This window comes from Vibrio sp. Y2-5, assembly GCF_014596725.1.
GTDB lineage: Bacteria > Pseudomonadota > Gammaproteobacteria > Enterobacterales > Vibrionaceae > Vibrio.
In genome coordinates this window covers 64,755-88,272 of sequence record NZ_JACVEG010000007.1, presented here as the reverse complement: position 1 = coordinate 88,272, position 23,518 = coordinate 64,755, and the positions used below count along the sequence as shown (strand labels likewise).

The window sequence follows — 23,518 nt, the reverse complement described above, 5'->3', positions numbered from 1 at the left end:
CTTTAAGTATTGGCAAAGCCAACCAACAAAGTGTGAAGTGCGCCGAAAAAATAAGACCAATCAACGCGCTATATCCCTTTTATAACGTTACGTAACTCCAAAAATCAAACTAATACGTAAAATGAAGTCACCATTTTGCTTTAGGAGTCACTATGCAGATTACTTTGCTTGCAACACTCATCATGCTGCTTGTAGTGGGGCTCTTACTTTTTTTACGTTTCTACCAACGCCATATGCAAGGTGAAAATGCCCCAGAAAAACAAGCGCAAGTGACCATTTTAGATAAGCAGTCCATTGCTGTAGACAATCCTTTCGCTGGGGAAGATGATCAAGAATTCTGGATCTACGTGCAAAAAGGACGCTTAGGTCCCAAACGCGAGTTCCAAGTGGGAGTGCACTACTTTCACGCTCTTAACCCTGGCGACAAAGGTATACTTACCTACCGAGGAACTCAGTTCATTCATTTTTCCTTACTTCGTGAAGGAGAAGTTTGAGTTAATCCGTGAATAAAGAGATCCGCACTAAGGCAGCAACCAACGAGTCTTAGACGACTGCGATAATAACCAACTCACCGTCAATGCTCCTGCTCCGCTAATGATTATCCATAGAGGTATTACCCACGCTGGGTGCCCCTGATACCAACCGAACTCTTTCATTGGCCAAAGAAAAATGGGGTGAAGCAGGTAAATACCCAAACTATGCTGGCTTATGACGCTTACCACTTTCTTCGCACCTTCTGACAAGGACTCCCCTACAGCTCGACACAACACGAACACCATACTAGCCGCCACAACAACATTCAGTGTTTTGTATGAGAACCAGCGACCGACACTGTACTCACCATTTGCGAGACTGAGCTCCACTACCGAACTCACCGTAAAGTAGAAAGAAACACCACCAAGAATAACCGCTAACCCGACAGTGAATGGATTAATCGGCAACTTCTTATAAAGCATATACCCGAGTGGTAAATAACCTGTGTACAACCAAATCTCGTAGCTCCAAGGGCCATCAATGTGGAACAAAAATAATGTGGTGGTGATTAGCCACATGCCAAGATAGACATACCAAGCCGTATCATCCGTTCGCTTCATCAACCATTGCAGCACAGGAATAACGAAATACAGCGGGATGAAATAGTAGAAAAAGCCCAGATGGTAATACGTCTCATGGTGCGGGCTATTTTCCAGCACTTCCATTGCTAACGCAGAATCAAAGCCAGTTGAGCTCCAGCCCGAAAGGTAAGCATAGAATGCAGACCAGGCAATGAAAGGCACAAGTACCTTACCAAGACGTCTTTTTACGTAATAGCCAAAATCAAAAGGACGCGTATCACTCAGCATCAAGGCACCAGAGATCAAAATAAATACGGGCACAGCCCAGCGTGTCATGCCATTAACAGTGACGGCCGTAAGCCATTCACCAAAAGGAATGGTGTTTTGCAACTCGCGATAAGGAGCTAGGACATGAATCGCTATTACCGCTACGGCAGCCACACAGCGCATTAAGTCAAAAAATATTACTCGCTTGGTCATTCAACGATTCTCTCTCATCAATCTGCGTTCAGTACAATAAACAATACTACGTCAGTCCACTGTAAACCTTAGTCAACATTACACGGATTGAATATCAGAGAGTCAATAAACAGAAAAATTAGACGAAAAAAAGCCCTCATCGGAGGGCTTCGTATTTAAAACTCGCTACGGAGCACAAGTTCAGCTCTCACTGCTAAGTCTTGGTAAGCGTAATGAGATAATGGTGGTCAGAATTAGAAAGGCTAATGACACCCATAAACAGGCCGCCAAACCACTCACCTGAAATAAATAACCAGACAATATGGTACCAATCAGACGCCCCATCGCATTGGCCATATAATAAAAGCCAACATCAAGAGAGACACCATCACCTTTGGCGTAGCTGACAATTAAATAAGAGTGAAGAGAGGAGTTCACCGCGAATACCGCGCCAAACAGCATTAAACCAATAACTATCACCCATTGTGGATGCCAGTTTTGACTGATACCGATTGCAACCGCCGCGGTCACGATGCTTAACCCTAACGCCCAGCGAAATGCCGCATGTCCATCAGGGACTCGCCCCTGCGCTTTACCGGTAATTCTTGGTGCTTGGCTTTGTACAATACCGTACCCAATTACCCACAAGGCAAGGAAACCGCCCACCCAAAGATGATCCCACCCAAACACCGTTCCGAGATACACGGGCAGAGCAACCACGAACCAGACATCACGAGCGCCAAAAAGAAACATTCTTGCCGCAGAAAGAATATTCACTGCCGGAGACTTAGAAAAAATCTCAGAGAACTTCGGTTTGTTCTTCGCCTTACCCAGCTCCTGTTTAAGCCCTGACAGGCTGCCAATCAGTACGAGTGTCAAAACCGCAGCCATAAGCAGTACAGCACCTTTGAAGCCAATTGCTGTTAGCAACAAACCACCAAGGAAAAAACCCAAACCTTTTAACGCATTTTTTGACCCTGTGAGTACTGCAATCCAACGATACAGAGCTCCTTGTTGCTCATCTGGTACCAGAGTTTTAATCGCACTTTTCGCGCTCATTTTATTAAGATCTTTTGCGATACCAGACATGGCCTGAGCGGCCATAACCCAAGGAATCGTCAGCCATGCAGGAGGAACAGCAAGCATGACCAGAGCGATAATTTGCATCGCGAGACCAATATTCATCGTCCTGTTCAACCCGAGGCGAGCCCCTAACCAACCGCCAATCAAATTGGTCACAACACCAAAGAACTCATAAAACAAGAACAAAGAAGCTATGGCTAGGGTTCCATAACCCAACTGGTGGAAATACAACACCACCAGCATCCTCAATGCGCCATCCGTGAGAGTGAAGTTCCAGTAGTTGAACGTCACTAACATGTATTGGCGGATCGATGAATCCAAATTTGAAATCACTTTCAACATAAGTCTGATCCAAACAGAGCTTTGGGATCATGATGATCCCAAAGCTTAATTAGCTGATCACAGCCGCTACGTGTTCAATATATTCGCGTTGCTCAGGCTTAGTGAACGCTCCCGGACGCAGCGCTTGAACTTGAGAAATAATGGTTTCAAGTTCCCAATTCATATCCAGCAACAGATGTGCCGCTAATAATCCCGTACGCCCCGAACCACCCATACAATGCAGCGCAACCTTGTCGCCTTTTTTGAGCAGATGACGAAGCTGTGGACTGACGGTTGGCCAATGCTCTGCAAACACATCATCAGGTACAGCATCGTCTTCAATCGGTAGGTGAATCCAAGAAATTCCGTTGGCTTGCGCGATAGCACCCAGATCTTCAACGTGCTTTTCATGCATCTCTTCACGGGTAATTGCAGTGACAATCGCTTTCACACCACTTTCTTTTAACTGCTGAATACTTTCCGTTAAACCCAGATCTTTGGTGCCCGGACAAGGCATCAATACTAACGCTGATGAGTCAACAGTGAGCTCCCAAGTAGGGTGAACGTTTGTTGAATTAGACATTATTGTGCCTCCCCTACTTTACGAACGAGTTCTGCAGTGCGGGTTGCGTAGCCCATTTCATTGTCATACCAAGCGTAGATTTTCACCATGCGCGTCCCGACAACCATAGTCGATAGAGCATCAACGATGGTTGAACGCTGGTCACCACGATAGTCGATAGACACTAACGGTTTCTCTTCAAAACCTAGAATGCCTTTTAGTTCACCTTCAGACGCTTCTTTTAGCAGTGCATTAACTTCTTCAGCAGTGGTATCACGCTTGACGTCAAAAATGATGTCTGTCAGTGATGCGTTCGCCAAAGGAACACGAACTGCATGACCGTTAATTTTGCCTGCCAGTTCAGGGAAAATTTCCACAATAGCGGTTGCACTGCCAGTTGTGGTTGGAATTAAACTCATGCCACACGCGCGAGCACGACGTAGATCTTTATGTGGCGCATCGAGGATGGTTTGAGTGTTGGTTAAATCATGAATGGTAGTGAAAGAAGATTGCTCAATACCCAGTTTTTCATGAATCACTTTGACCACTGGTGCAATACAGTTTGTGGTACAAGAAGCCGCCGTCACAATGCGGTGATGTGCTGGATCAAAAATGTGGTCATTGACACCCACAACAATATTGGCGATACCGTCTTCTTTCACAGGAGCAGAAACCACAACACGCTTTACACCCTGCTCAAGATACTTGTTGAGGAATGAGGTTTTGCGGTGAACACCTGTAGATTCAATCACGACATCACAACCAGACCAATCAATCGCTGCGATATCACGCTCCTGAGTCGTTTTGATGCGCTTGCCAGCGATGACGATTTCATTGCCTTCAGCGGCAACTTCATGGTGCCAGCGACCTTGGATAGAATCGAACTCCAACAAATGTGCCAGCGTTGTGGCATCACCAGCCACATCGTTAATTTGTACGAACTCCAACTCAGGCCAATCGTATGCTGCACGCATCGCTAATCGACCAATTCGGCCAAAGCCGTTGATACCCACTTTAATTGTCATTTTTCATTTCCCTAATAATTGAATTTAAAAAGTCTTTGCAACAAGCGGCTCTTTTAATAAGAAGCGCTTGCGATATCATCAACTAACAACAAGACGGTCTGTCCGTCATATCGCTCAAACGCTGCATATCGACACTGTATTGCTGCTGTAAACAGTTTGACTGCTTCAAACCATCGATAATCTTGTTCAGCCACCCGGGTAACTGATCTGAAACTTTGTAGTACACCCACTGTCCTTGACGTTCGTCAATCAAGACACCCGACTGACGTAGCTGGGCAAGATGACGCGAAATTTTAGGCTGACTTTCGTCAAGCGCATGCGTTAACTCACACACGCACAGCCTTTGTTCTCTAGCGATTAGTAGTAAACATCTCATTCGCGTTTCATCGGCGAGAAGTTTGAAAAACTGATGAGGTAACATAGCCATCTCTCACATATACGGATATATGAATATATTAGATATAAAAAAGCACGCGTCAATGCGCGTGCTATTACTGTCATCAAAAATTCATCTATCGTGAAACCAATTAGAAGTGGAGTAAGCACTCAAAAGAGAGAAACGTTAAACGAAGCGGCTTAAATCAAATTGCTTGTCTCTTGGCTCCAGCGCTGTGCTTCACTCAGATCTCGTTCCACATCTTCATAAGGAAGCCCAAGCAAATCGCAGTAGTTCTGCACACCCTGCCAATCGGCTTTTTCAAAGCATTCTTCGAGATTTAGCAACTCTCCAAATGGTCCTAATCGCTTATTCAATGCTTCTTTAACGGACTCGGTCAGTGGCAATTGTTCAACAATAACGTCGAGAGAAATATCTAACATTGCATCCAATACCGAGAATAAGCCGATTAGAAACGCTTGATCTTTGTGCTCACTAAACTTACGGCGGATAGCCGTCAGTTGGCAGAACTGTGCACGTTGCAACGACAAGTTATACAGCTCTTTTGGCTTGTGATTGGAAATATAAGAAGCGACAGCCAATGATACGAAAATCTTAAGTCTATCCTGCCCAAGATAAACCAATGCCTGACGAAACGAAGAAATCGGTACCTCTATGCGCTCCGTTATACTGTTGACAAAACAGAGTAACTTATAAGACAGAGCGACATCTTTAGCCACCAGCTGTTCCACTCTGTCAAAGTTTACATGTGGTTTACACACTTCTTGGAACAGCTGCATAGCCACAATATGTTTTGGACTGACATAGCGTTGTTTGGTGATTTCCGGCTTACTGAAAAAATAGCCTTGGTATAACCGAAAGCCCGCGTCTCTGGCGGCACGGAATTCTTCTTCAGTCTCGACTCTTTCCGCCAAATAACGCTTTCTGCTACCTCTGGCAAGCTGCTTTTTCACCATTGCGCAAGCTGCATCAATCCCCATCGCCATGATGTCGAGCTTTATAATGTGTACGTACGGTAGAAATCGCTCCCACTCGGACGAGTAAACAAAGTCATCCAGAGCAAGCAAATAACCTTCGTTATGCAATTCAACAATCGCTTCGAAAAGCTCATCCGTTGGGCGGCAGGTTTCCAGCACTTCAATCACTATTTTTTGCTTAGGGAGAGTAAGTGGCAACCTACGTATCAGACTGTTATAGGGGAAATTGATAAAACAACGAGAATTATCAATTGCAGAATTCGTCCCAATCGAAAGAAAGTTTTCAACAATCAGACGATAAGTAGCACGGTCAGCATCCACATGCTGAGGAAAACTATTTTGCTCGCCATCACGAAACAACAATTCATACCCTAAAGTATGTCGTTTCGAATTCAATATCGGCTGTCGTGCTACATAAGTGGTATACATATTACCTTCAACGAATACAGTTCAGTTAAGCGTTATTGAATGCTCAGTATTGCAATAATACCCATAACTATAGAAGTAAACTGCTTAAGCAATTCAACTCTATGCGATCAGCCAGCAACTCATTTCAACTGCTTAAACTTTACTCTCCACGAGGACAATAAAAATAACACCAATCGGTCTAAAAGCAAGTAGGCAGATCAATTGCAATTCAGCCTAACTCCCTTATTCTTAACATTCTATTTTAGCGACAACGGGCTTTCTAGCACGTAAATTATGAGCCAAGAAAATACAACCTGTCACTCTTATACGCAAGAGTCAAATTTTACCCAGCGTATCGAAAATGAAATAAAAGCATTGTGGGAACAGCGACAAGAAGGGTTTCTGACATCATTTGATAAAAAGCCTCTTTACTGGTGCAAAATCACTTCCCAGGAACACACCAAAGCAATTGTGGTCGTCAATGGCAGAATTGAATCTTGTTGGAAATACCAAGAACTTTTTTACGATCTCTTCCAACAAGGCTATGACATTTATTCTTTTGACCACCGCGGTCAAGGATTATCGGCTCGTTTAATTGACAACAAGCAAATGGGCTATGTCGATGAATTTGAGAATTATCTTACGGATATGAATGATCTGGTTGAGCTCTTTAACCTCAGCCATTATCAACAGCGATTTCTGCTTGCTCACTCGATGGGAGGAGCTATTACCGCACGGTATTTACAGACTCATCCTCAACATCCTTTTGATGCTGTCGCGTTTAGCGCTCCAATGTTCGGCATTAACGTTCCATGGCAGATTCGTCCAATAGCCATCACCCTGACTCAAGTGTTGACTGCGACGGCAAGCAAGCCAACCTATGCTCCCGGATACACAGACTACTATCCAAAACCTTTTGAAGATAATCCTCTGACTCAGTGTGAGGTGCGCTATCGTTGGTTTCGAGAGCTCTATGAACAGAAACCTGAACTGAAACTAGGAGGCCCAAGTACCCGCTGGGTATGGCAGAGCTTAATGGCCACTAAGCAGTGCATTCAGCTCACAAGGCAGATCACCATTCCGACACTGGTTCTGCAAGGCGGAAAAGATACCATTGTCAGTAACTCAGCACAGATAAAGTTTGTCACCCGACTTGCGAAATCCAACCCGAATAGCGAACTGTTGATGATTCTTGATGCAAAGCACGAAATTCTTTTTGAAAAAGATGAGTTCCGTAATCAGGCACTGGACGCTGTACTGAGGCATTTCACCAACGCAGAAAAAACCGCTAATTAAGTTGGCTGTAAGCAGCAATCTTGTCTGAGAACAAATAGGGAAATGAAGGATAAAAAGGTTTTCCCTCTTTTTTCGACTTTTTTTGGCATACACTTAAGCCCAATAAAGAGCAACTTATACCCAAGTGACCTCAAGATGCAGGATTCAGAGCTTCATCAACGAGTTCAGAGCAAGCTTAATAACGGAAGGAATGGCATTCCCTTTCAACGTTATTGAGTGCAGAAATGAGCTCGTTGATGAGCTCCCAAAGGGCGAGTTTTATTCGCTCCTATGCTGCGTTACTGATTTTCTACGTAGAATAACTATGTCTTCAAATCAGAGCCTTGCCTAAGAGCGAATTAATTCTCGCTGAACAAGCATCTAGAGGTTACTTGGGTATATATCAATATCTAACGTAGTTAAGAGAGCGACATGAGCGTAGTAAGTAACGAAACCCCAATCAAAATCGTGGCTTCTGATCTGGATGGCACCCTATTGGCGCCGGATCACAAGCTCAGTGCTTTCTCGAAGAAAACGCTAAAAGAACTGCATGCAAAAGGCTTTACTTTTATCTTTGCAACAGGACGTCACCATGTTGATGTGGCGGGTATTCGCGAAATCGCAGGTATCCCAGCTTATATGATTACCTCTAACGGCGCTCGCGTTCACGACCAAAATGACGTTGAGATGTACAGCAAAAACGTCCCTCAAGATTTGGTACAAGCGATCATTGATTTAGTCAAAGACGATAAGCGAATTATCACTCATATCTATCGTAACGATACTTGGTTAATGAGCCGTGAAGATGAAGCTTTACACGCATACCACAACGAATCTGGCTTCCATTATCAATTGTTTGATATCAATAACGCCCCTAGCAATGGTATAGCAAAAGTCTTCTTCACCAATGAAGACCGCGACCATGAAATGCTCGTCGTTTATGAAAAGCTAATTAACGAAAAATTTGCAGGTCAAGTCAACGTGGCCTTCTCTACTCCTTACTGTCTGGAAGTAATGGGCCCAGGTGTTTCGAAAGGTGATGCACTAAAAGCAGTGGCGGAATCTCTGAATCTTAAACTGGAAAACTGTATCGCTTTCGGTGATGGCATGAACGATGTAGAGATGTTGTCGATGGCAGGCAAAGGTCTGGTGATGGGTACTGCTCATGAGAAAGTGATCAAAGCGCTACCAGAAACCGAAGTAATTGGCAGTCATGCGGATGACGCTGTTGCACATTACCTCCATGACCATCTGTTTTAAGGTCTAAGTCATCTTAAAAGAGTAAAAAGCGTTTTTAAAGAGTCCCCCAACTCTTTAATCAGGCAGCACGCGCTGCCTGTTTTTTTAGCGTGCGGACTTACCCAACTCTTCTTTACTTAAAATCGCCTGCCACTCTTGCTCTGAAACTGGCATGATCGACAAGCGGTTGCCTTTTTTCACTAACGCTAGCTCACTGAGTTCAGGCATAGCCTTTAGTACACCAAGTGGAATCACACGTTTTGTTTTACGTACAAATTCCACATCCACCATAACCCAGCGTGGATTTTCCGGGTTCGACTTTGCATCGAAGTAGTCACTTTCAGGGTCGAATGCAAAATGGTCTGGATAGGCTTCACGCACGACTTTGGCAATCCCAGCCACACCGATATTTTTGCAAGATGAATGATAAATTAGAACTAAATCGCCAATTCTGATGTCATCACGTAACATGTTTCTCGCTTGGTAGTTTCTCACCCCTTCCCAGCAGGAAACTTGTTGGATGCGTAAAGTATCAATCGAAAAGGTGTCTGGTTCAGTTTTGAATAACCAATATGCCATAATGAAATCCGTTCGTTTTTGCCATGAGGAAAAGCAACCATGAAGGTGCTGATTACCCCAATTGCCATTTTATCGGCTTGTCTTTTACAAGCTTGTTCAACAACGTCATCTGCGCCTGAGTTTATGCAAGATAACGTAAAAGCCAGTTTAGATCAGCCATCAAGCATCAAGCCTCAGACTTTCATCATGCGCGGAGAAGTTGTGGTTGGCAGTGATACTCAAACGTTCACTCCTTGTGATAGTAACCAGCAATTTCTGCTTGAGATGCCCGCAACTGTAACGCAGCAAGCGATGAAACTCTCCAATACGCCTTATCAAGCCATGTACGGCGAGCTGATTGGTCACTTAACGCCGCCTAGCCAAAACAGCAACAAAGGCGACTATCGTGCGAAGTTTGTGGTAGAGAACGTTAATATCATCAGTGCCGAAAATCCAAAACGCTGTCAACAGCCAAACTCTCCGACCACGGCTTTAGGTAATGAACCGAACTGGACAATTAAGCTGGGTAAAGACAAATTAACTTTCCAACCGATGGGTGAAGAACCACAGATCACCACGTTAAAAGGCAGTGAAATTTCACCAGCCACACGTCATTACCAGTTCAAGGGGGGTGAGCTTACTCTTGTACGACAAACCTGTTCCGATGGCATGAGCGACAGTTTATACGGATGGTCTTCAAGCCTCACGTTGGCCAATCGCAGCTACAAAGGCTGTGCGACTTTAGGCAACAGTGACCCAACACTATCATGGGCCGGAGAATACTTTGCCAGCTCGACACAAAACACCGATTTTAGTGTCACCCTCACACTGAGCAAAGACCATACGGCAACTACAGAATACACTTATAACAATGGCGATCCCGCTATTGTTGAAAAAGGTTATTGGCAGCAACTGAATCAAACACAAGTACAAGTCGTAATGACTCACCACCAGCAACAATACTTGGTATCCGAGCGAATTTTCACCAATCAAGATAAACAGCTTATTGCCGAGAAAGAACGGGTGGGCAACATCGTCTATCCGATTGCGAACGGCGGGTTAGTTCTGTTTTCTGCCAAAGACACCACCGAGTAAATCTAAGTATGTCGTTAGATTCAGTCTCGCAAGATTCAAACTGTGCGTGCCCCAAATGCGGATTGCGTTTGCAATGCGTCTGTCAAAATGTCCCAGCGTTGGACAGCGACATGCCGTTGTCGCTGCTGATGCATGAAAATGAGTATCTGCGGGAAACCAATACGGGGAAATGGCTGCTTGAAGCTCTGCCTTTATGCCAAGAATTCAAATGGAGCCGAGTGGAAGAAAACACATCGCTTGTTGCAAGAATCAACAACAGTGAGTACCACTCCTTTCTGGTATACCCAAGTGAAGAGAGCATTCCTTTAGATATGGCGTTAGACACCGCCAAACAACACGGCAAGACCGCGCATTTTATTATTCTTGACGGAACCTGGCAGGAAGCCAAAAAAATGGAGCGCAAAAGCCCGTGGCTGGACGAAGTTCCACGAGTTCACCTTACCCCAAGTCAGTTATCAAACTACCAGTTAAGGCGCAATCAAAGCGACGGACATTTATGCACACTAGAGGTCGCCAGCGAGATACTGGCGATAAACGGAAACCGGGGTGATGCAGAGAAACTGAATAATTTTCTAGCCTATTTCAGTAAAGTTTATCAGGCGGATAAAAGCGGACACGTCTATTAACGTCTGCTTTTAAGGCGAATAACTAGCTTAGGCGGCTTGGCTGACCAAGGTAGAAGCCTTGTAGGTAATCAATGCCCATATCCTCACTAATACGACAAACCTCTTCGTTGTGGACAAATTCGGCAACCGTTTTTGCATCCAGCACCTGGCATAACCTCACCAACTGCTGAGCAATTTTGCGTTGCTTAATGTCTTTATCGATATTGCGAATCAGGCTACCGTCGAGCTTAATTATTTGCGGTTCTAACTTCACAATCTCATCAATATTCGAATAACCACAACCAAAATCATCCACAATGATCGATGCGCCCAAAGAACGAAAATGGTTACAGACCTCAATCATATGTCCGTAGTCTTTAATTTGCTCCGTTTCCAATACTTCCAGACCGACTCTGGTTGGGTCAGCCAGCTTATGGATCGCATCTTCTAGATGGCGAAGTGTTCTATCACTCATAAAATCTTGCGGTGACAAATTAATAGAAAACGACTCGCTACGAGAATGCATTAACTCAAAAGTTCGGGATATCATCTGACGACTTAAACGCGAGTATAGATGCGTCCCTTCCACAATAGGAAGGAAGCGACCCGGCAGGATGATTTCACCGTCATCTTCGATACGAACCAGACATTCGTAAGAAGACAGTTCATGGGTATTCGCTTTCACAATTGGCTGAGCAAAAACCTGAACATTATTGCTAAGCACGGCTCGACTCACACATGAAAGCCAGCTTAATTGCTCTTGCCTAACCTGATCGCGAGAACGTAAATCACTGGCACAACAGAAATGCCGGTTCTGATTTTGCGCAAAGCGGCGAGCTTCAATAGCACGCAGTAATAAGTCATCTTTGCTCGCATCAGGGAAATCTCTTCGACTTACAAAACCTGCACAGAGAGAGACCGATAAGTAATCCACCTCAGGTAAGCCATAAGGTTCAAAGTTGAAGTTTTCTAGCTGCTCAACAAACATCGAAAATTGCTGGTGGATATAGTCGCTACCATAATCACTGCGAAACACACACGCCCACTCACCGACACCAATCGCGTATAATTTGCTGCGACCCGCTAACAATTGATTCATGTATTGTTGAAAATGATCGCTTAAATCTTGTAGCAGTTGATCACCCACTAGGTAACCGTATTTTTCGTTAATACGGCTGAAGTTGGTTAATTTTAAGGCGATCAAGTGATCATCATTGCCCATTAATGACAAACGTTCACGTAGCGCTTCTCGATTAGGTAAACCAGTTCGCTTGTCGATACGATAACTTGCTGTCAGCATTGAAGCCTGAGCCTGAATTTTTTGCTCAAGATTCTGGTTCATTCTGTCCACATCGGCCAGGGCATTGCGGATTAAACAGAATAACGGCGCAATAACACTGTGGCCTTGGGCTTCTTCAGAAGAGCGGTCTTCGACAATCTCCACTTCACCTTCCCGTAACGCCAAATAGGTCATGCTGTGATGTAGAACTTGCTGGTGTTCACCGGTGCGAATCAGTTCACCCGCACAGTAAGTACCGTAAGAATTAGCCACTCGTTGTAATGGGAGCAGTTCCGTATTTTCTTCCATAAATTGCAGTCGAGACAAACAGTTATAGACAAAAATTTGGTCTGGCTGAAACTTCAGTAAACGTTCAGCGCCAAGCTGAACCTGACCAAGAGTCAATGAAGGATGATCAAAACAAAATCGGACTTCATCGCCGATTTGCAATTCACGATTGAGTAAGATGCCGTCCTCAGTAAGACTTAACGGCAAGTAGACATCTTGCTGCTTACTGTCACCTTTAATCAGCGGGAAATGTTGCAGCAACTCGACGGGGACAGATTTAGAGTCTCCCAGATAACGATCATAAATCGTATGGATGGATTCACCATCTAGACACTGCAAGTTCCGCTCATAGGACTTCGTTACCCTAAACGGCCGTCCAATTGGGTTCCATTCTGTATAGCTGTCACCCGTAATATGCAAAGATTCACCGTGAAGTGCAGCAGCAACCAACGCGTTTTCATAAAACTTATTACCTAACAACACCCAACGACCATTGTCTGTTGAGCAAGATGCGCCACCAAAAATAGGAACCGTCGAAAACTGACTGAACTGAGTAACTCTCTCACGTTGAGTAAACTCCATGCGATCAGTGAAGCAAATTATCGCTTTGGTATCGGCCTTTAATTTGAGTCTTTGAGCAAGCTTGCTGCTGTCGACGAGCAACTGATCGGTGTAGTTCACTACAGTCGAACTCAGCATTACGTTCTGGAACCGGGTCAAAACCAGCAAAGTAGCGTTTTGGTGAATTGAGCCTTGGTAAATCACATTCGACGAGCTCATACCGATAATATGAGCGTTTGGATATACAACCTTGAGTTGGTTAGCTATTTCGACGACTTCACTCGGTGGCTGATTTGAAAATAGCTGAATGAGTGTAATGCCATCATGAGGGACAGCATTTTCATCAATAACACTCTTTACCGATTGCTCAGCTGTAATTAATAGTGATGACGTGAACATGAACGTTGGCTAGCCCGACTAAAGGTGAAAGGTTCATACCAATGCGTTATGAATCTTTTGTTATTATTGTTAATAATTATACCGCATGGATGCATAGGTATGTCACCTTATGAGTAGTGATAATTGCTCTATTTGATTAATTTCGAGATCTGGGAGGATTTTAGCCTTACGCGTTGCAAGTAATGTGAGACCTCGATCATTATACCAACATGCTTGAAAGCCATGCTTTTTAGCCCCCATCACATCTTTTACGGGATGATCTCCAACGTGTAAGATGGATTGCGCTGGCAAAGCTAAAAATTCCTGCGCACGTAAAAACATATCAGGGTACGGTTTCGCATGTCCGTCAGGGCCGGCTCTTAGTATCAGCTGGAAATACTGAGCTAAGCCAATTTTCTCTGGATCAACGTTGCCATTCGTAATCGCCACTAACGGAATTCTGGCAGCAAGTTCGGCAAGAACTTTGTGTGTTTCATCAGGCACATCCACTAAGTTTCGCAGCCGATGTACTTCCAGCATCGCATCAGTAGCGGCGATACGCGCATCGCTTTCCGAATAACCAAGCAGTATCAGACCTTGACGAATTTGCTCAAAACGCCACAAACTCACATCATGTGGTAGCCAAGGGTCATCCTTAGCTAATTTGGCTTTTAATGCTTTCCACCATACTAATGGTTTGGTCGCTGTCACTGGATGATGCTGAAACAGCCAAAGCGCCACTTGCTCTTCAACATGATGAATAACTGGACGGTTATCATAGAGAGTATCATCCAGATCAAATGTCATCGCCTGAATGGGTGAAAGGCTGCGATAAATTTGCATCACTCACTCCTTTTCTTTGTTTTGCTTGCGCTTATGAGCTCTTGGATGGGCTTGGTCGTAAACCTGGGCTAAATGTTGGAAATCCAAGTGAGTGTAGATTTGTGTTGTCGAGATATTTTCATGCCCCAACAACTCTTGCACAGCTCTAAGATTATTACTTGATTCAAGCACGTGAGTGGCAAATGAGTGACGCAGTTTATGAGGACTGATATGACTTGGAACGGCCTGTTTTTGTCCCCACTCTGCCATACGTTTTTGCACACTTCGATGAGAAATTCGCCCACCCAGCTTAGAGACAAACAACCCGTCTTCATCTGCATTCGCTAGCTGCCCACGAATTTTCAGCCAGTTGTTCAGCCACTCTTTTGCCATGCCAGAAAAAGGGGCGACACGTTCTTTATCGCCTTTACCGACAACGCGAATTTCGCCAGCGCTGAAGTTAACGTCTTTGACATTAATCGAAACCAGCTCAGCCAAACGCAAGCCAGAACCATACATCAGCTCCATAATAGCGCGGTCACGAATCGACAGAGGATCATCGTCGTTCACCTCAAGCAATTGCGCCATTTCATCCACATCAAGGTTCTTTGGCAAAGGACGCTTTTTCCTTGGCGCAGATACCCCTTTGGCGGGATTGGCGCTCATTTCACCACGCAATATCAGAAAATCAAAGAAACTACGCAGTGAAGAAAGACGAGTGGCAATGCTGCTCTCTTTCATTCCCGAGCGCATGCCTTTACTGGCAAGCTGACGAACCCAACCAGCATCGACACTTATCCAACCGTCGACGCCAACAGACATGAGATACAAACCCATACTCTCTAACTGTTGCTTATAATTCCGCTGCGTATAAAGGCTCAGCCCTTTCTCACTGCGTAAGTACTCATAAAAGCGTTCTAGAGGCTCAGCAAAGTTAGTTGACAAATGAGGTGTTAATTCGCTCATGGGACTCCTGCTGCCAAGGTAAGGTTTCGATTAAATGAGAAACAACCAAAGCAAGATGGCGCAAGAACAGGGTATCCATGGACGGTTGGAAATGACCGCCGTCTTCACTAGCAAACGCCAATATCCCCTGAGGGTTACGTTTCACTAACGGAAGAATCACGTAAGAACCCATTTCCGGCGCAAATCGTTCTTCACAGACCAGTTTTCCACCAAATACTTGCTCACCAAATAACAGATGGCGGTCAGGCTTTCTCAGGCGACCAAGATATGCGCTCTTGCCATTAAAGTGATTGGTCGAAAAACGGCTCCACTGCTCTTTGGATAAGCTGTACTTGGTATCTTGACTGTTCAGCAAACGCACATAACCAATCAGGTTCAATGTACGCGCCTTCTCTTCAATCATGGCACAAACATCGGCAAAGCATTCACATTTTAATATCTGCTCTTGCAGATCCATGAACTCATGAAAAGTACGATCATTACTCGCAGCTAAAGACATCAGAGAAGTAATTTCTTCTTCTAAATCTTCAATGCGCTGACGCTGACGAGCCATTTGAACGTGAACTAAAGAAACCGAGCCAGATTGCTGGCTCGGTAAAGATAAGCGGTCCACCAACTCTGGGCGGTGCTTAAAAAAGTCTGGGTTGTCTTTTAGATACTCAGCAACCACTTCGGCTGTCAGAGCATCTGCTTCCAGTTGTGACAAAACAATGTATTCCTTAACAACGAGTTATCCCTTCGCAGAGTCGCTTCTTCAATACAGCGACAAGGGACAATGAAATTAGCAGGAAACCTGACCGTCGTAGACGTGAGTCGCAGGACCTGTCATATATAACGGATAGCCCAAGCCTTTCCACTCGATTTCTAAACGGCCACCCGGTAGATGAACAACCACTTCGTCATTCAGTAAACCTTGCAGAATACCGACGGCTACTGCCGCACAAGCGCCACTTCCGCACGCTTGGGTTTCACCAGCGCCACGCTCATACACACGAAGCTTCACTTCGTCTCGGCTAACCACTTGCATGAATCCAGCATTGACTCGCTCAGGGAAGCGTTCATGGGACTCCAGTAATGGACCCAATGTTTCCACCGCCGCTGTGTCGATATCATCAACAACAGTGACTACGTGTGGGTTCCCCATGCTGACCGCACCACAAAATAGAGTTTGGTCTTCAACGCGCATGATATAAGTCTTTTCCATCTGCTTAGCGCGGAAAGGAATTTTGCTTGGTTCGAACTCAGGTACACCCATATTTACAGTGACATCGTCGCCTTCACCAACATTGAGGATCATCTTGCCCTTTTTGGTGCTGACGCTGATGCTGTACTTATTGGTTAAACCTTTCATGCGCACAAAACGAGCGAAACAACGGGCACCGTTCCCACACTGTTCTACTTCACTGCCGTCAGCATTAAAAATACGGTAGTGAAAATCCGTTTCTGGATCATAAGGGGCTTCAACCACTAATAGTTGGTCAAACCCTACTCCAGTATGACGATCCGCCAAACGGCGGATCAAGTCTGGAGAAAAATAGGTGTTTTGAGTAATGCAATCCACAACCATGAAGTCATTACCCAAACCATGCATTTTAGAAAAGTGGAAGTGCATAATAGGTCACTTTACTCCGGCAAAATATTTTCTAGAGCCCATAGGCTACTTAACTCTTCACGCTTACGCACGAGGTGAACTTTATCGCCATCCACTATCACTTCCGCTGCGCGGGTACGAGTATTGTAGTTTGATGACATAGTAAAGCCATAAGCACCCGCAGAACGCACCGCCAGAAGGTCACCCGCTTCCAATACAAGAGAACGGTCTTTACCAAGGAAATCTCCGGTCTCACATACAGGACCAACCAAGTCATAAGTTGCAGGCTCACCTTCACGTGGCACCAGCGGAATGATGTCTTGCCAAGCTTGGTAAAGCGCTGGACGAATCAAATCGTTCATTGCGGCATCAATTATGGCGAAATTTTTGTGTTCTGTGTGTTTCAGGAATTCGACTTTCGTTAATAACACACCCGCGTTGGCCGCAATCGCACGACCCGGCTCAAAAATTAGCTCTAGATCTTGATGATTCTGCAAACGTGCAAGCAGTGCTTTCGCATAATCCGAAGGCTGTGGTGGTAACTCATCACGATAGATAACGCCTAAACCACCACCCACATCAAGATGCTTGATCTTGATACCAGAAGCGGTTAGTTCATCGATTAACGCCAGCAGACGATCCGTTGCATCAATGAAAGGTTCAATCGCCGTCAATTGAGAACCAATGTGACAGTCGATACCACATACAGTTAAGTTCTCTAAGCTTTGAGCGAAACGGTAAGCGTCTGGCGCACGGTCAAAAGCGATACCAAACTTGTTGTCACGCAGACCTGTCGAAATGTATGGGTGGGTTTTAGCATCCACATCAGGGTTAATACGCAGTGAAATCGGCGCTTTCACACCCAACTCACCCGCGACTTTGTTCAAACGATCCAGCTCTGGCTCTGACTCAACGTTGAAGCACTTAATCTTCAGCTCCAAGGCACGTTTCATCTCAGCTTCGGTTTTACCCACACCAGAAAACACCACTTTAGCCGGATTACCACCAGCCGCGATAACACGTTCCAGCTCACCGCCCGAAACGATATCGAAGCCAGAACCTAAACGAGCTAAGGTATTTAAAACACCGATGTTTGAGTTTGCTTTCACCGCATAACACACAAGATGCGGATGGTCTGCTACAGATTTATCAAACGCATGCCAGTGACGTTCTAAAGTTGCGCGAGAGTACACGTATAAAGGAGTGCCAAACTGCTCCGCAAGTTGCGTTAAAGCGACGTTTTCCGCCCAAAGCTGGCCATCATCCTGATAATTGAAGTAATCCAAAATTCTTTCCCTTATTTTTCATTCGTTATTTATTATTAGAGCGTTATTTGCTCTGCTCACTGTTTTGAGCGTCATCTGGCATATAGAGTGGCCCTGTTTGCCCACAGCCTGCTAATGCAAGGGCAGACAAAAGAAATAGTGCTGTAATGGACTTTTTCATTTTGCATATCGTGATTATTGATTCAATGCCCCCTATAATCGCACCACAATCAGGAAAAGCAATAGGACAGATAGGATGAACGAGACTGAATTTCATCAACTGGTCGATAGCCAGATGCAAATCATCGAACAAGCCATTGATGATTCGGGTGCCGATATCGATTATGAAACGACTGGTAACGTGATGACGTTAGAGTTTGACGACCGCAGTCAAATCATTATCAACCGCCAAGAACCAATGAAAGAGATCTGGCTGGCGTCTAAATCAGGCGGCTTCCACTTCCAGTGGCAAGATGAACAATGGATCTGCTCTAAAACAGGCGTTGAGCTAATCAGTATGGTTAAGCAAGAGTGTGAAAAACACGCTGGCGAAGAGATTGACTGGGCGTAATCCCCCAATCCTCACACTAAGTAACCCGCTTTCAGAGCAGTTAGAAAAAAGAGCACCTAGGTGCTCTTTTTCATTTTGATTCTGACTATTTTTAATCGGGGGAATAACTGTTATGCGTTGACCGCTTTCGATGGTCGGGAATATAGCAATGAATCATTGCGATAAGGTACAACGTAAGTATCGCCCTCTACCGGATGAACAATCTGGTAATACTGAGGCAAATTGAAATTGATAAGTTGCGAGGCCAGTTCATTATCATCACGAACCGATGTGTAGAATGAGTTCACGCTCGCGATCATCTCATCTTTCTCACCATTAAATTGGTGATACACCTCTACGCGGTTGTTTTCATCCAATACGTAAATATTGAAACCCTTCTCGGTATCTTCAAAGAAGAACTGCACCAAACCTTCGCTGGCAAAGCCATCAACCACATTAGGTAGTTGATAATCTTCATCACGATCCAGCATCAACAACGGTGAGCCTTTCAGCTTGTTGGTTGAAATACTGCGGTAGAAATCTACGGAGTTCTCCAGTTTTTGTACCGATACACCACGGCGTTCGAAGAACAAACCATACATCTGGTCACCAATACGCAACGCCTTGAAGCGACGACGCTTTTCTTGCTCTACTGGTTTTAAGCGTAAATCGATGCATTCTGCCAATAGCTGATAAACCAGATTGCGCATCACGCCACGTAAGTTCTTGCTGTAGCAGAATACATCCACCGATTCTGGTGGCAAAGCGTCTTGGTGCATTTTACCAAGTACCGTTTTCAGCGCATCCATCATGGCGGTTTCGCCTTTAAAATGCAGTGTACGCACTTCCTGCCACGAATTTCGGTACACCAAGTCGACACTGCCGACTAAACATTTATGTTCTGTACCAAAGCTGAAAATATCCGTGTTCTTCAAGTCAACTTTCAAAGACTTACCACTTAAATCCGCAGTTGGGTCATTTTCGAAGTTGATGAACATCGCCAGTTGGCTAATTTCACACGGACTCGCCAACGCTTGCATCGTTGGGCGACGCTTACGCAGAGAGAAGGTATTCCGTAAATCACTCACCATCTGGTAGAACTTATCAATATCCAGATGAGCGCCGCGAACCACAGAGTGCAAACGCGTCGATTCAGTGATCATGCCGTTAAAGAATGACCAAGCGACTAACTTACTGAGGTATTCATTATGCTCAAGATAAGGCTGACCAATGATGCGATGCGCTTCGATTGGCTGCTTATACAGATACCAACCTGCTTTATTAGTTCGGCCTTTACTCACCTCGATAAAGGTTAAGTCTGGCTCATGCAGGTCAGGAGAAATCTGTGGGTTTAGCAAGGTAACTTTGCCCGGAAGAACTTCAAAAGCCGCGTATAACTTACGCGCCAAAATAGAAATATCTTGTGGGCTAATTGCCGACGTAATGTCATTACGGCGCGCAAACTGAATCAGGTTGCGGTAGCTGAGCATCAATGCATCAAGCAACGAGTGGTGAACCACCTTCACTTGCTCAACCTTCCAATGACGACGATTGTCCAGCTCTTCAATCTCAGAGCGTGACCATCCCCATTGCTGAGTCAATTCACCAAGCGCCTCACGACGCCACTCAACAGAGCCAGCGCCCGGCTCACGAGACATCTTCTCATGTGTTTTGAGATAGAAACAGCGACGCACCAAGTCTAAGCGCGTATCGTCACCAATACGTTCCAGATAACGCGTCACTTTTTCCAGCATCAGATAGTATGAGTCCATACTATAAAGATCAGGATCGTGAGCGAAGAAACGACGCTTGCTGTCGACACTCAATAACTGAGTTTGTGGGTACTCCCACGAATATGCCTCTAGCAGTATCGCCTTCAATACCGATTTGTACGGTGAATCGATACTCTTATACAGCTGCCATAAGTTCGCACCAAAGTACTCTTCTGCTGGGATATGGTTAAGTTGACCGAAGTCGATCCATTCTGAGCAGTCGATATAGGATTTTGAACACAGCTGAGTGACATATTCGTCGTAGCACTCTTCCATCTCTGGCGGCACCATTTGCCACAAAAGACGTTTACCAGCTAAGCGTACAGCCGAACGATAAAACTCATCCAGTAATAGCATATGTTGTGACGAACCACAGTTTTCGCCCGTCATCTCTTCTGATTGCTTAGAGCGGAATCGTTGCTCATCCATCAAGAAGAAGTTTGCTTCTACACCTTGGCTCTTGGCCCAATCCGTAATCAGTAAACATTTATTGGTTAAACGTTCACGCGCTTCACAACTCATCAACGAGCTAACACATACCCAAATATCCAAATCACTGGACGTACTTTGACCAATAGACGATGTACTGCCCATGGTATACAGACCCAAAATTTCTGGGTGCTCTGCGGTCGTCAGAGGTTGCTTGAGTGTTAACTCCGCATCACTAACAAACTGTTGCTGAACATCATTAAGTTCAAAACATTGAATGCCATGTGGAACTTCGTTGCTGAAATAGCCGGGAATAAGCGGATGATTGTAGTGAAATAAAGCGGGGATCAGGTGGAATACTCGCTGACTTTGCAAATCCATAAGAGCCAGCGCACGCTGAATGCGTTGCCGGTTTAACTTGTCTAATCTCTGGATTAACGTATGTGTGTAAGCCTGCAAGGTATAGTCCTTGGTTGAAACAAAAATGTGCACTTTGATTGTATTTCACACTAAAGCGCCATCAAAACGTGATCAATCTAACACTTTAATCAGCACTGGTAAAGCGTTCTTGGTACTATGTCACACTAAAGTATTATGGAATAACAGAGCTTGAAAGCCCCTAAATTCAACGTTGTAACTATCTACCGTAATTAAATAATAGATCAATCATTAAAGAGTGTTAATAGTCACACTAAGCTTCCCTTTTATTCGTAATAAAACACCACAAGCACAAGACAAATAACTAGTAGTGAAACTTTATTTTTTACGGTGGTAGACTAGGAGGCTGTAAATATTCTAGGTCAAATGCCTTCAAACAAATATTTTTTATCAGGATTACCATGACACAGACAACGCCTATTCGAATCGCAACTCGTCAAAGCCCATTAGCTTTATGGCAAGCGCACTACGTAAAAGATGCACTACAAGCTGCCCATCCGGGTCTCGAAGTTGAATTGGTAACTATGGTAACGAAAGGTGACATCATTTTAGATACACCACTGGCGAAAGTGGGTGGTAAAGGTTTATTCGTTAAAGAGCTGGAAGTGGCCATGCTTGAAGGCCGTGCCGACTTAGCGGTTCACTCGATGAAAGATGTACCTGTAGATTTCCCTGAAGGCCTTGGCTTAGTCACTATCTGTGAACGTGAAGATCCTCGTGATGCATTTGTATCAAACACTTACGCCTCTATCGATGAATTACCGCAAGGCGCTGTGGTAGGCACTTGCAGTTTACGTCGTCAATGTCAGCTAAAAGAAGCTCGCCCAGATTTAATCATCAAAGAGCTTCGTGGCAACGTGGGAACACGCTTAGGTAAGTTAGATGCTGGTGACTACGATGCGATCATTCTTGCTGCCGCAGGTTTAAAACGCCTTGAGTTAGAAGAAAGAATTCGTAGCTTCATTGAACCAGAACAATCACTTCCAGCGGTTGGACAAGGTGCAGTAGGTATTGAATGCCGTCTTAACGACGAACGTCTGCTAAAACTGCTTGCACCACTTAACCATGTGGATACTGCTGACCGAGTCAAATGTGAACGCGCAATGAACCTAACATTAGAAGGTGGTTGTCAGGTACCCATTGGCAGCTATGCACTTCTTAACGGTGATGAACTTTGGCTGCGCGCTTTAGTCGGTGAGCCGGATGGTTCCACTATCGTTCGCGGAGAAATCCGTGGCTCTCGTCAAGATGCCGAAAGTTTAGGTATTGAACTGGCTCACCAACTTCTCGATCAAGGCGCCAAAGAAATCCTCACTAAGCTTTACGCTGAACACGAATAAGCTCCGGCGGCAGAACAACAGATGGTGGCTGAGTAACTGATGGCGGTATTAGTAACGCGCCCAGAAGCGCAAGGCATAGAGCTATGCCAACAATTGGAAAAAGTAGGTCTTACCGCCCTGCACCATCCACTGATAACTATCGAGGCAGGTTCAGATCTGCCTCACCTTCTTCCTGATATAGCGCAATGTGATACGATCATTGCCGTCAGCCAGCACGCTGTTAATTTTAGTGACCAATATTTGAGACAACAGCAATCAAATTGGTCAACATCAACAAGATACCTTGCCGTTGGTCAAAAAACCGCACACCTTTTAAGCAAAGTCACCGGACAATCAGTAAACTACCCTCACGTCAGTGATAGTGAGCATCTGCTTGAACTGGCAGAACTACAATCCGTCTCTGGGCAGAAAATTATTATTCTGCGCGGAAACGGCGGACGTGAACTGATACATGAGACACTGAGTGAACGGGGCGCTTTGGTGACCTACAAAGAAGTGTATCAACGCCAAAATTTGCCTTTTGACGCCAATGCTTGTTGCAAGCATTGGCAACAACAACAGGTTGATACTCTAATTATTACTAGTGGTCATCAACTGGCTTTTTTTATGTCTCAACTCGATAACCCTACAACCGCGTCTTGGGCTTATCAGTTGAAGCTACTGGTACCAAGTGAACGTATCGCCAATGACGCTAGAACAATGGGCTTTGAACACATCGTTGTTACTCGCAGTGCAGCGAACCCAGATTTAGTGGCCGCTCTCCAGCCATAACGAACAGGA

Annotated in this window: 23 protein-coding genes; 8 read left to right on the top strand and 15 right to left on the bottom strand. The window is 44.9% G+C overall.

Annotated features, from left to right (window positions below):
* Positions 1-152: 152 nt before the first annotated feature.
* The gene (locus HUO09_RS16225; RefSeq protein ID WP_167413630.1) at positions 153-494 is read left to right on the top strand and encodes a DUF2500 domain-containing protein; all 342 of its coding nucleotides are present in this window, start codon (positions 153-155) and stop codon (positions 492-494) included.
* A 27-nt stretch (positions 495-521) separates the two neighbouring features.
* Here the strand turns inward: HUO09_RS16225 and HUO09_RS16220 are convergent, their stop codons facing one another.
* The 6 genes from HUO09_RS16220 to HUO09_RS16195 form a co-directional block, all read right to left on the bottom strand.
* A complete protein-coding gene (locus HUO09_RS16220; protein ID WP_167413631.1) occupies positions 522-1,535 on the bottom strand; it encodes an acyltransferase in 1,014 nt (337 codons plus the stop codon).
* Between the two features lie 180 nt (positions 1,536-1,715).
* Entirely contained in the window at positions 1,716-2,939 is a 1,224-nt protein-coding gene (arsJ, locus tag HUO09_RS16215; protein WP_188234578.1) for an organoarsenical effux MFS transporter ArsJ, read from the bottom strand.
* A gap of 49 nt (positions 2,940-2,988) precedes the next feature.
* Positions 2,989-3,501, bottom strand: a complete 513-nt coding sequence (locus HUO09_RS16210; protein ID WP_167413632.1) for a cyclin-dependent kinase inhibitor 3 family protein — start codon at positions 3,499-3,501, stop codon at positions 2,989-2,991.
* A complete protein-coding gene (locus HUO09_RS16205; RefSeq protein WP_188234577.1) occupies positions 3,501-4,505 on the bottom strand; it encodes an ArsJ-associated glyceraldehyde-3-phosphate dehydrogenase in 1,005 nt (334 codons plus the stop codon). Before HUO09_RS16205 ends, HUO09_RS16210 begins: the two co-directional genes overlap by 1 nt.
* Before the next feature lie 82 nt (positions 4,506-4,587).
* A complete protein-coding gene (locus HUO09_RS16200) occupies positions 4,588-4,926 on the bottom strand; it encodes a metalloregulator ArsR/SmtB family transcription factor (protein WP_167413637.1) in 339 nt (112 codons plus the stop codon).
* A 155-nt stretch (positions 4,927-5,081) separates the two neighbouring features.
* Positions 5,082-6,308, bottom strand: a complete 1,227-nt coding sequence (locus HUO09_RS16195; protein WP_188234576.1) for an EAL and HDOD domain-containing protein — start codon at positions 6,306-6,308, stop codon at positions 5,082-5,084.
* A 273-nt stretch (positions 6,309-6,581) separates the two neighbouring features.
* On the opposite strand from HUO09_RS16195, the gene HUO09_RS16190 reads away from it, so the two are divergent.
* Together HUO09_RS16190 and HUO09_RS16185 are read left to right on the top strand one after the other, a co-directional pair.
* Entirely contained in the window at positions 6,582-7,583 is a 1,002-nt protein-coding gene (locus HUO09_RS16190; protein WP_188234575.1) for an alpha/beta fold hydrolase, read from the top strand.
* A gap of 411 nt (positions 7,584-7,994) precedes the next feature.
* Entirely contained in the window at positions 7,995-8,822 is an 828-nt protein-coding gene (locus HUO09_RS16185; protein WP_188234574.1) for a Cof-type HAD-IIB family hydrolase, read from the top strand.
* Between the two features lie 84 nt (positions 8,823-8,906).
* Here the strand turns inward: HUO09_RS16185 and HUO09_RS16180 are convergent, their stop codons facing one another.
* On the bottom strand, positions 8,907-9,380 hold the full coding sequence (locus HUO09_RS16180; protein WP_167410956.1) for an EVE domain-containing protein: 474 nt from the start codon (positions 9,378-9,380) through the stop codon (positions 8,907-8,909).
* A gap of 39 nt (positions 9,381-9,419) precedes the next feature.
* Here HUO09_RS16180 and HUO09_RS16175 point away from each other — a divergent pair, with 39 nt between their 5' ends.
* Both HUO09_RS16175 and HUO09_RS16170 read left to right on the top strand, forming a co-directional pair.
* On the top strand, positions 9,420-10,454 hold the full coding sequence (locus HUO09_RS16175; protein ID WP_188234573.1) for a COG3650 family protein: 1,035 nt from the start codon (positions 9,420-9,422) through the stop codon (positions 10,452-10,454).
* Positions 10,455-10,462: 8 nt separating this feature from the next.
* Complete coding sequence (locus HUO09_RS16170) at positions 10,463-11,080, top strand: tRNA-uridine aminocarboxypropyltransferase (RefSeq protein WP_188234572.1); 618 nt, start codon at positions 10,463-10,465, stop codon at positions 11,078-11,080.
* A gap of 22 nt (positions 11,081-11,102) precedes the next feature.
* On the opposite strand, the gene HUO09_RS16165 is transcribed toward HUO09_RS16170, so the two are convergent.
* The 7 genes from HUO09_RS16165 to HUO09_RS16135 form a co-directional block, all read right to left on the bottom strand.
* Positions 11,103-13,586, bottom strand: coding sequence for an EAL domain-containing protein (locus HUO09_RS16165; RefSeq protein WP_188234571.1), 2,484 nt, complete (start codon positions 13,584-13,586; stop codon positions 11,103-11,105).
* 102 nt (positions 13,587-13,688) lie between these two features.
* Entirely contained in the window at positions 13,689-14,408 is a 720-nt protein-coding gene (yigB, locus tag HUO09_RS16160; protein ID WP_167410960.1) for a 5-amino-6-(5-phospho-D-ribitylamino)uracil phosphatase YigB, read from the bottom strand.
* A 3-nt stretch (positions 14,409-14,411) separates the two neighbouring features.
* The gene (gene xerC / locus HUO09_RS16155) at positions 14,412-15,353 is read right to left on the bottom strand and encodes a tyrosine recombinase XerC (protein WP_167410961.1); all 942 of its coding nucleotides are present in this window, start codon (positions 15,351-15,353) and stop codon (positions 14,412-14,414) included.
* Positions 15,322-16,059: a DUF484 family protein gene (locus tag HUO09_RS16150; RefSeq protein WP_188234570.1), complete on the bottom strand. Its 738-nt coding sequence runs from the start codon at positions 16,057-16,059 to the stop codon at positions 15,322-15,324. Before HUO09_RS16150 ends, xerC begins: the two co-directional genes overlap by 32 nt.
* A 75-nt stretch (positions 16,060-16,134) precedes the next feature.
* On the bottom strand, positions 16,135-16,965 hold the full coding sequence (dapF, locus tag HUO09_RS16145) for a diaminopimelate epimerase (RefSeq protein WP_188234569.1): 831 nt from the start codon (positions 16,963-16,965) through the stop codon (positions 16,135-16,137).
* Positions 16,966-16,976: 11 nt separating this feature from the next.
* The gene (gene lysA / locus HUO09_RS16140) at positions 16,977-18,230 is read right to left on the bottom strand and encodes a diaminopimelate decarboxylase (RefSeq protein WP_188234568.1); all 1,254 of its coding nucleotides are present in this window, start codon (positions 18,228-18,230) and stop codon (positions 16,977-16,979) included.
* Between the two features lie 43 nt (positions 18,231-18,273).
* Positions 18,274-18,486 (bottom strand): lipoprotein, encoded by a 213-nt coding sequence (locus tag HUO09_RS16135; RefSeq protein ID WP_171138493.1) that lies wholly within the window; start codon positions 18,484-18,486, stop codon positions 18,274-18,276.
* Here HUO09_RS16135 and cyaY point away from each other — a divergent pair.
* Positions 18,466-18,780, top strand: coding sequence for an iron donor protein CyaY (cyaY, locus tag HUO09_RS16130; RefSeq protein ID WP_167410965.1), 315 nt, complete (start codon positions 18,466-18,468; stop codon positions 18,778-18,780). The genes HUO09_RS16135 and cyaY overlap by 21 nt on opposite strands.
* Positions 18,781-18,890: 110 nt before the next feature.
* On the opposite strand, the gene HUO09_RS16125 is transcribed toward cyaY, so the two are convergent.
* Complete coding sequence (locus HUO09_RS16125; RefSeq protein WP_167410966.1) at positions 18,891-21,419, bottom strand: class I adenylate cyclase; 2,529 nt, start codon at positions 21,417-21,419, stop codon at positions 18,891-18,893.
* 380 nt (positions 21,420-21,799) lie between these two features.
* Here HUO09_RS16125 and hemC point away from each other — a divergent pair, with 380 nt between their 5' ends.
* Positions 21,800-22,738 (top strand): hydroxymethylbilane synthase, encoded by a 939-nt coding sequence (gene hemC, locus HUO09_RS16120; protein WP_188234567.1) that lies wholly within the window; start codon positions 21,800-21,802, stop codon positions 22,736-22,738.
* Between the two features lie 39 nt (positions 22,739-22,777).
* The gene (locus HUO09_RS16115) at positions 22,778-23,509 is read left to right on the top strand and encodes a uroporphyrinogen-III synthase (protein WP_188234566.1); all 732 of its coding nucleotides are present in this window, start codon (positions 22,778-22,780) and stop codon (positions 23,507-23,509) included.
* The last annotated feature ends 9 nt before the right edge of the window (positions 23,510-23,518 follow it).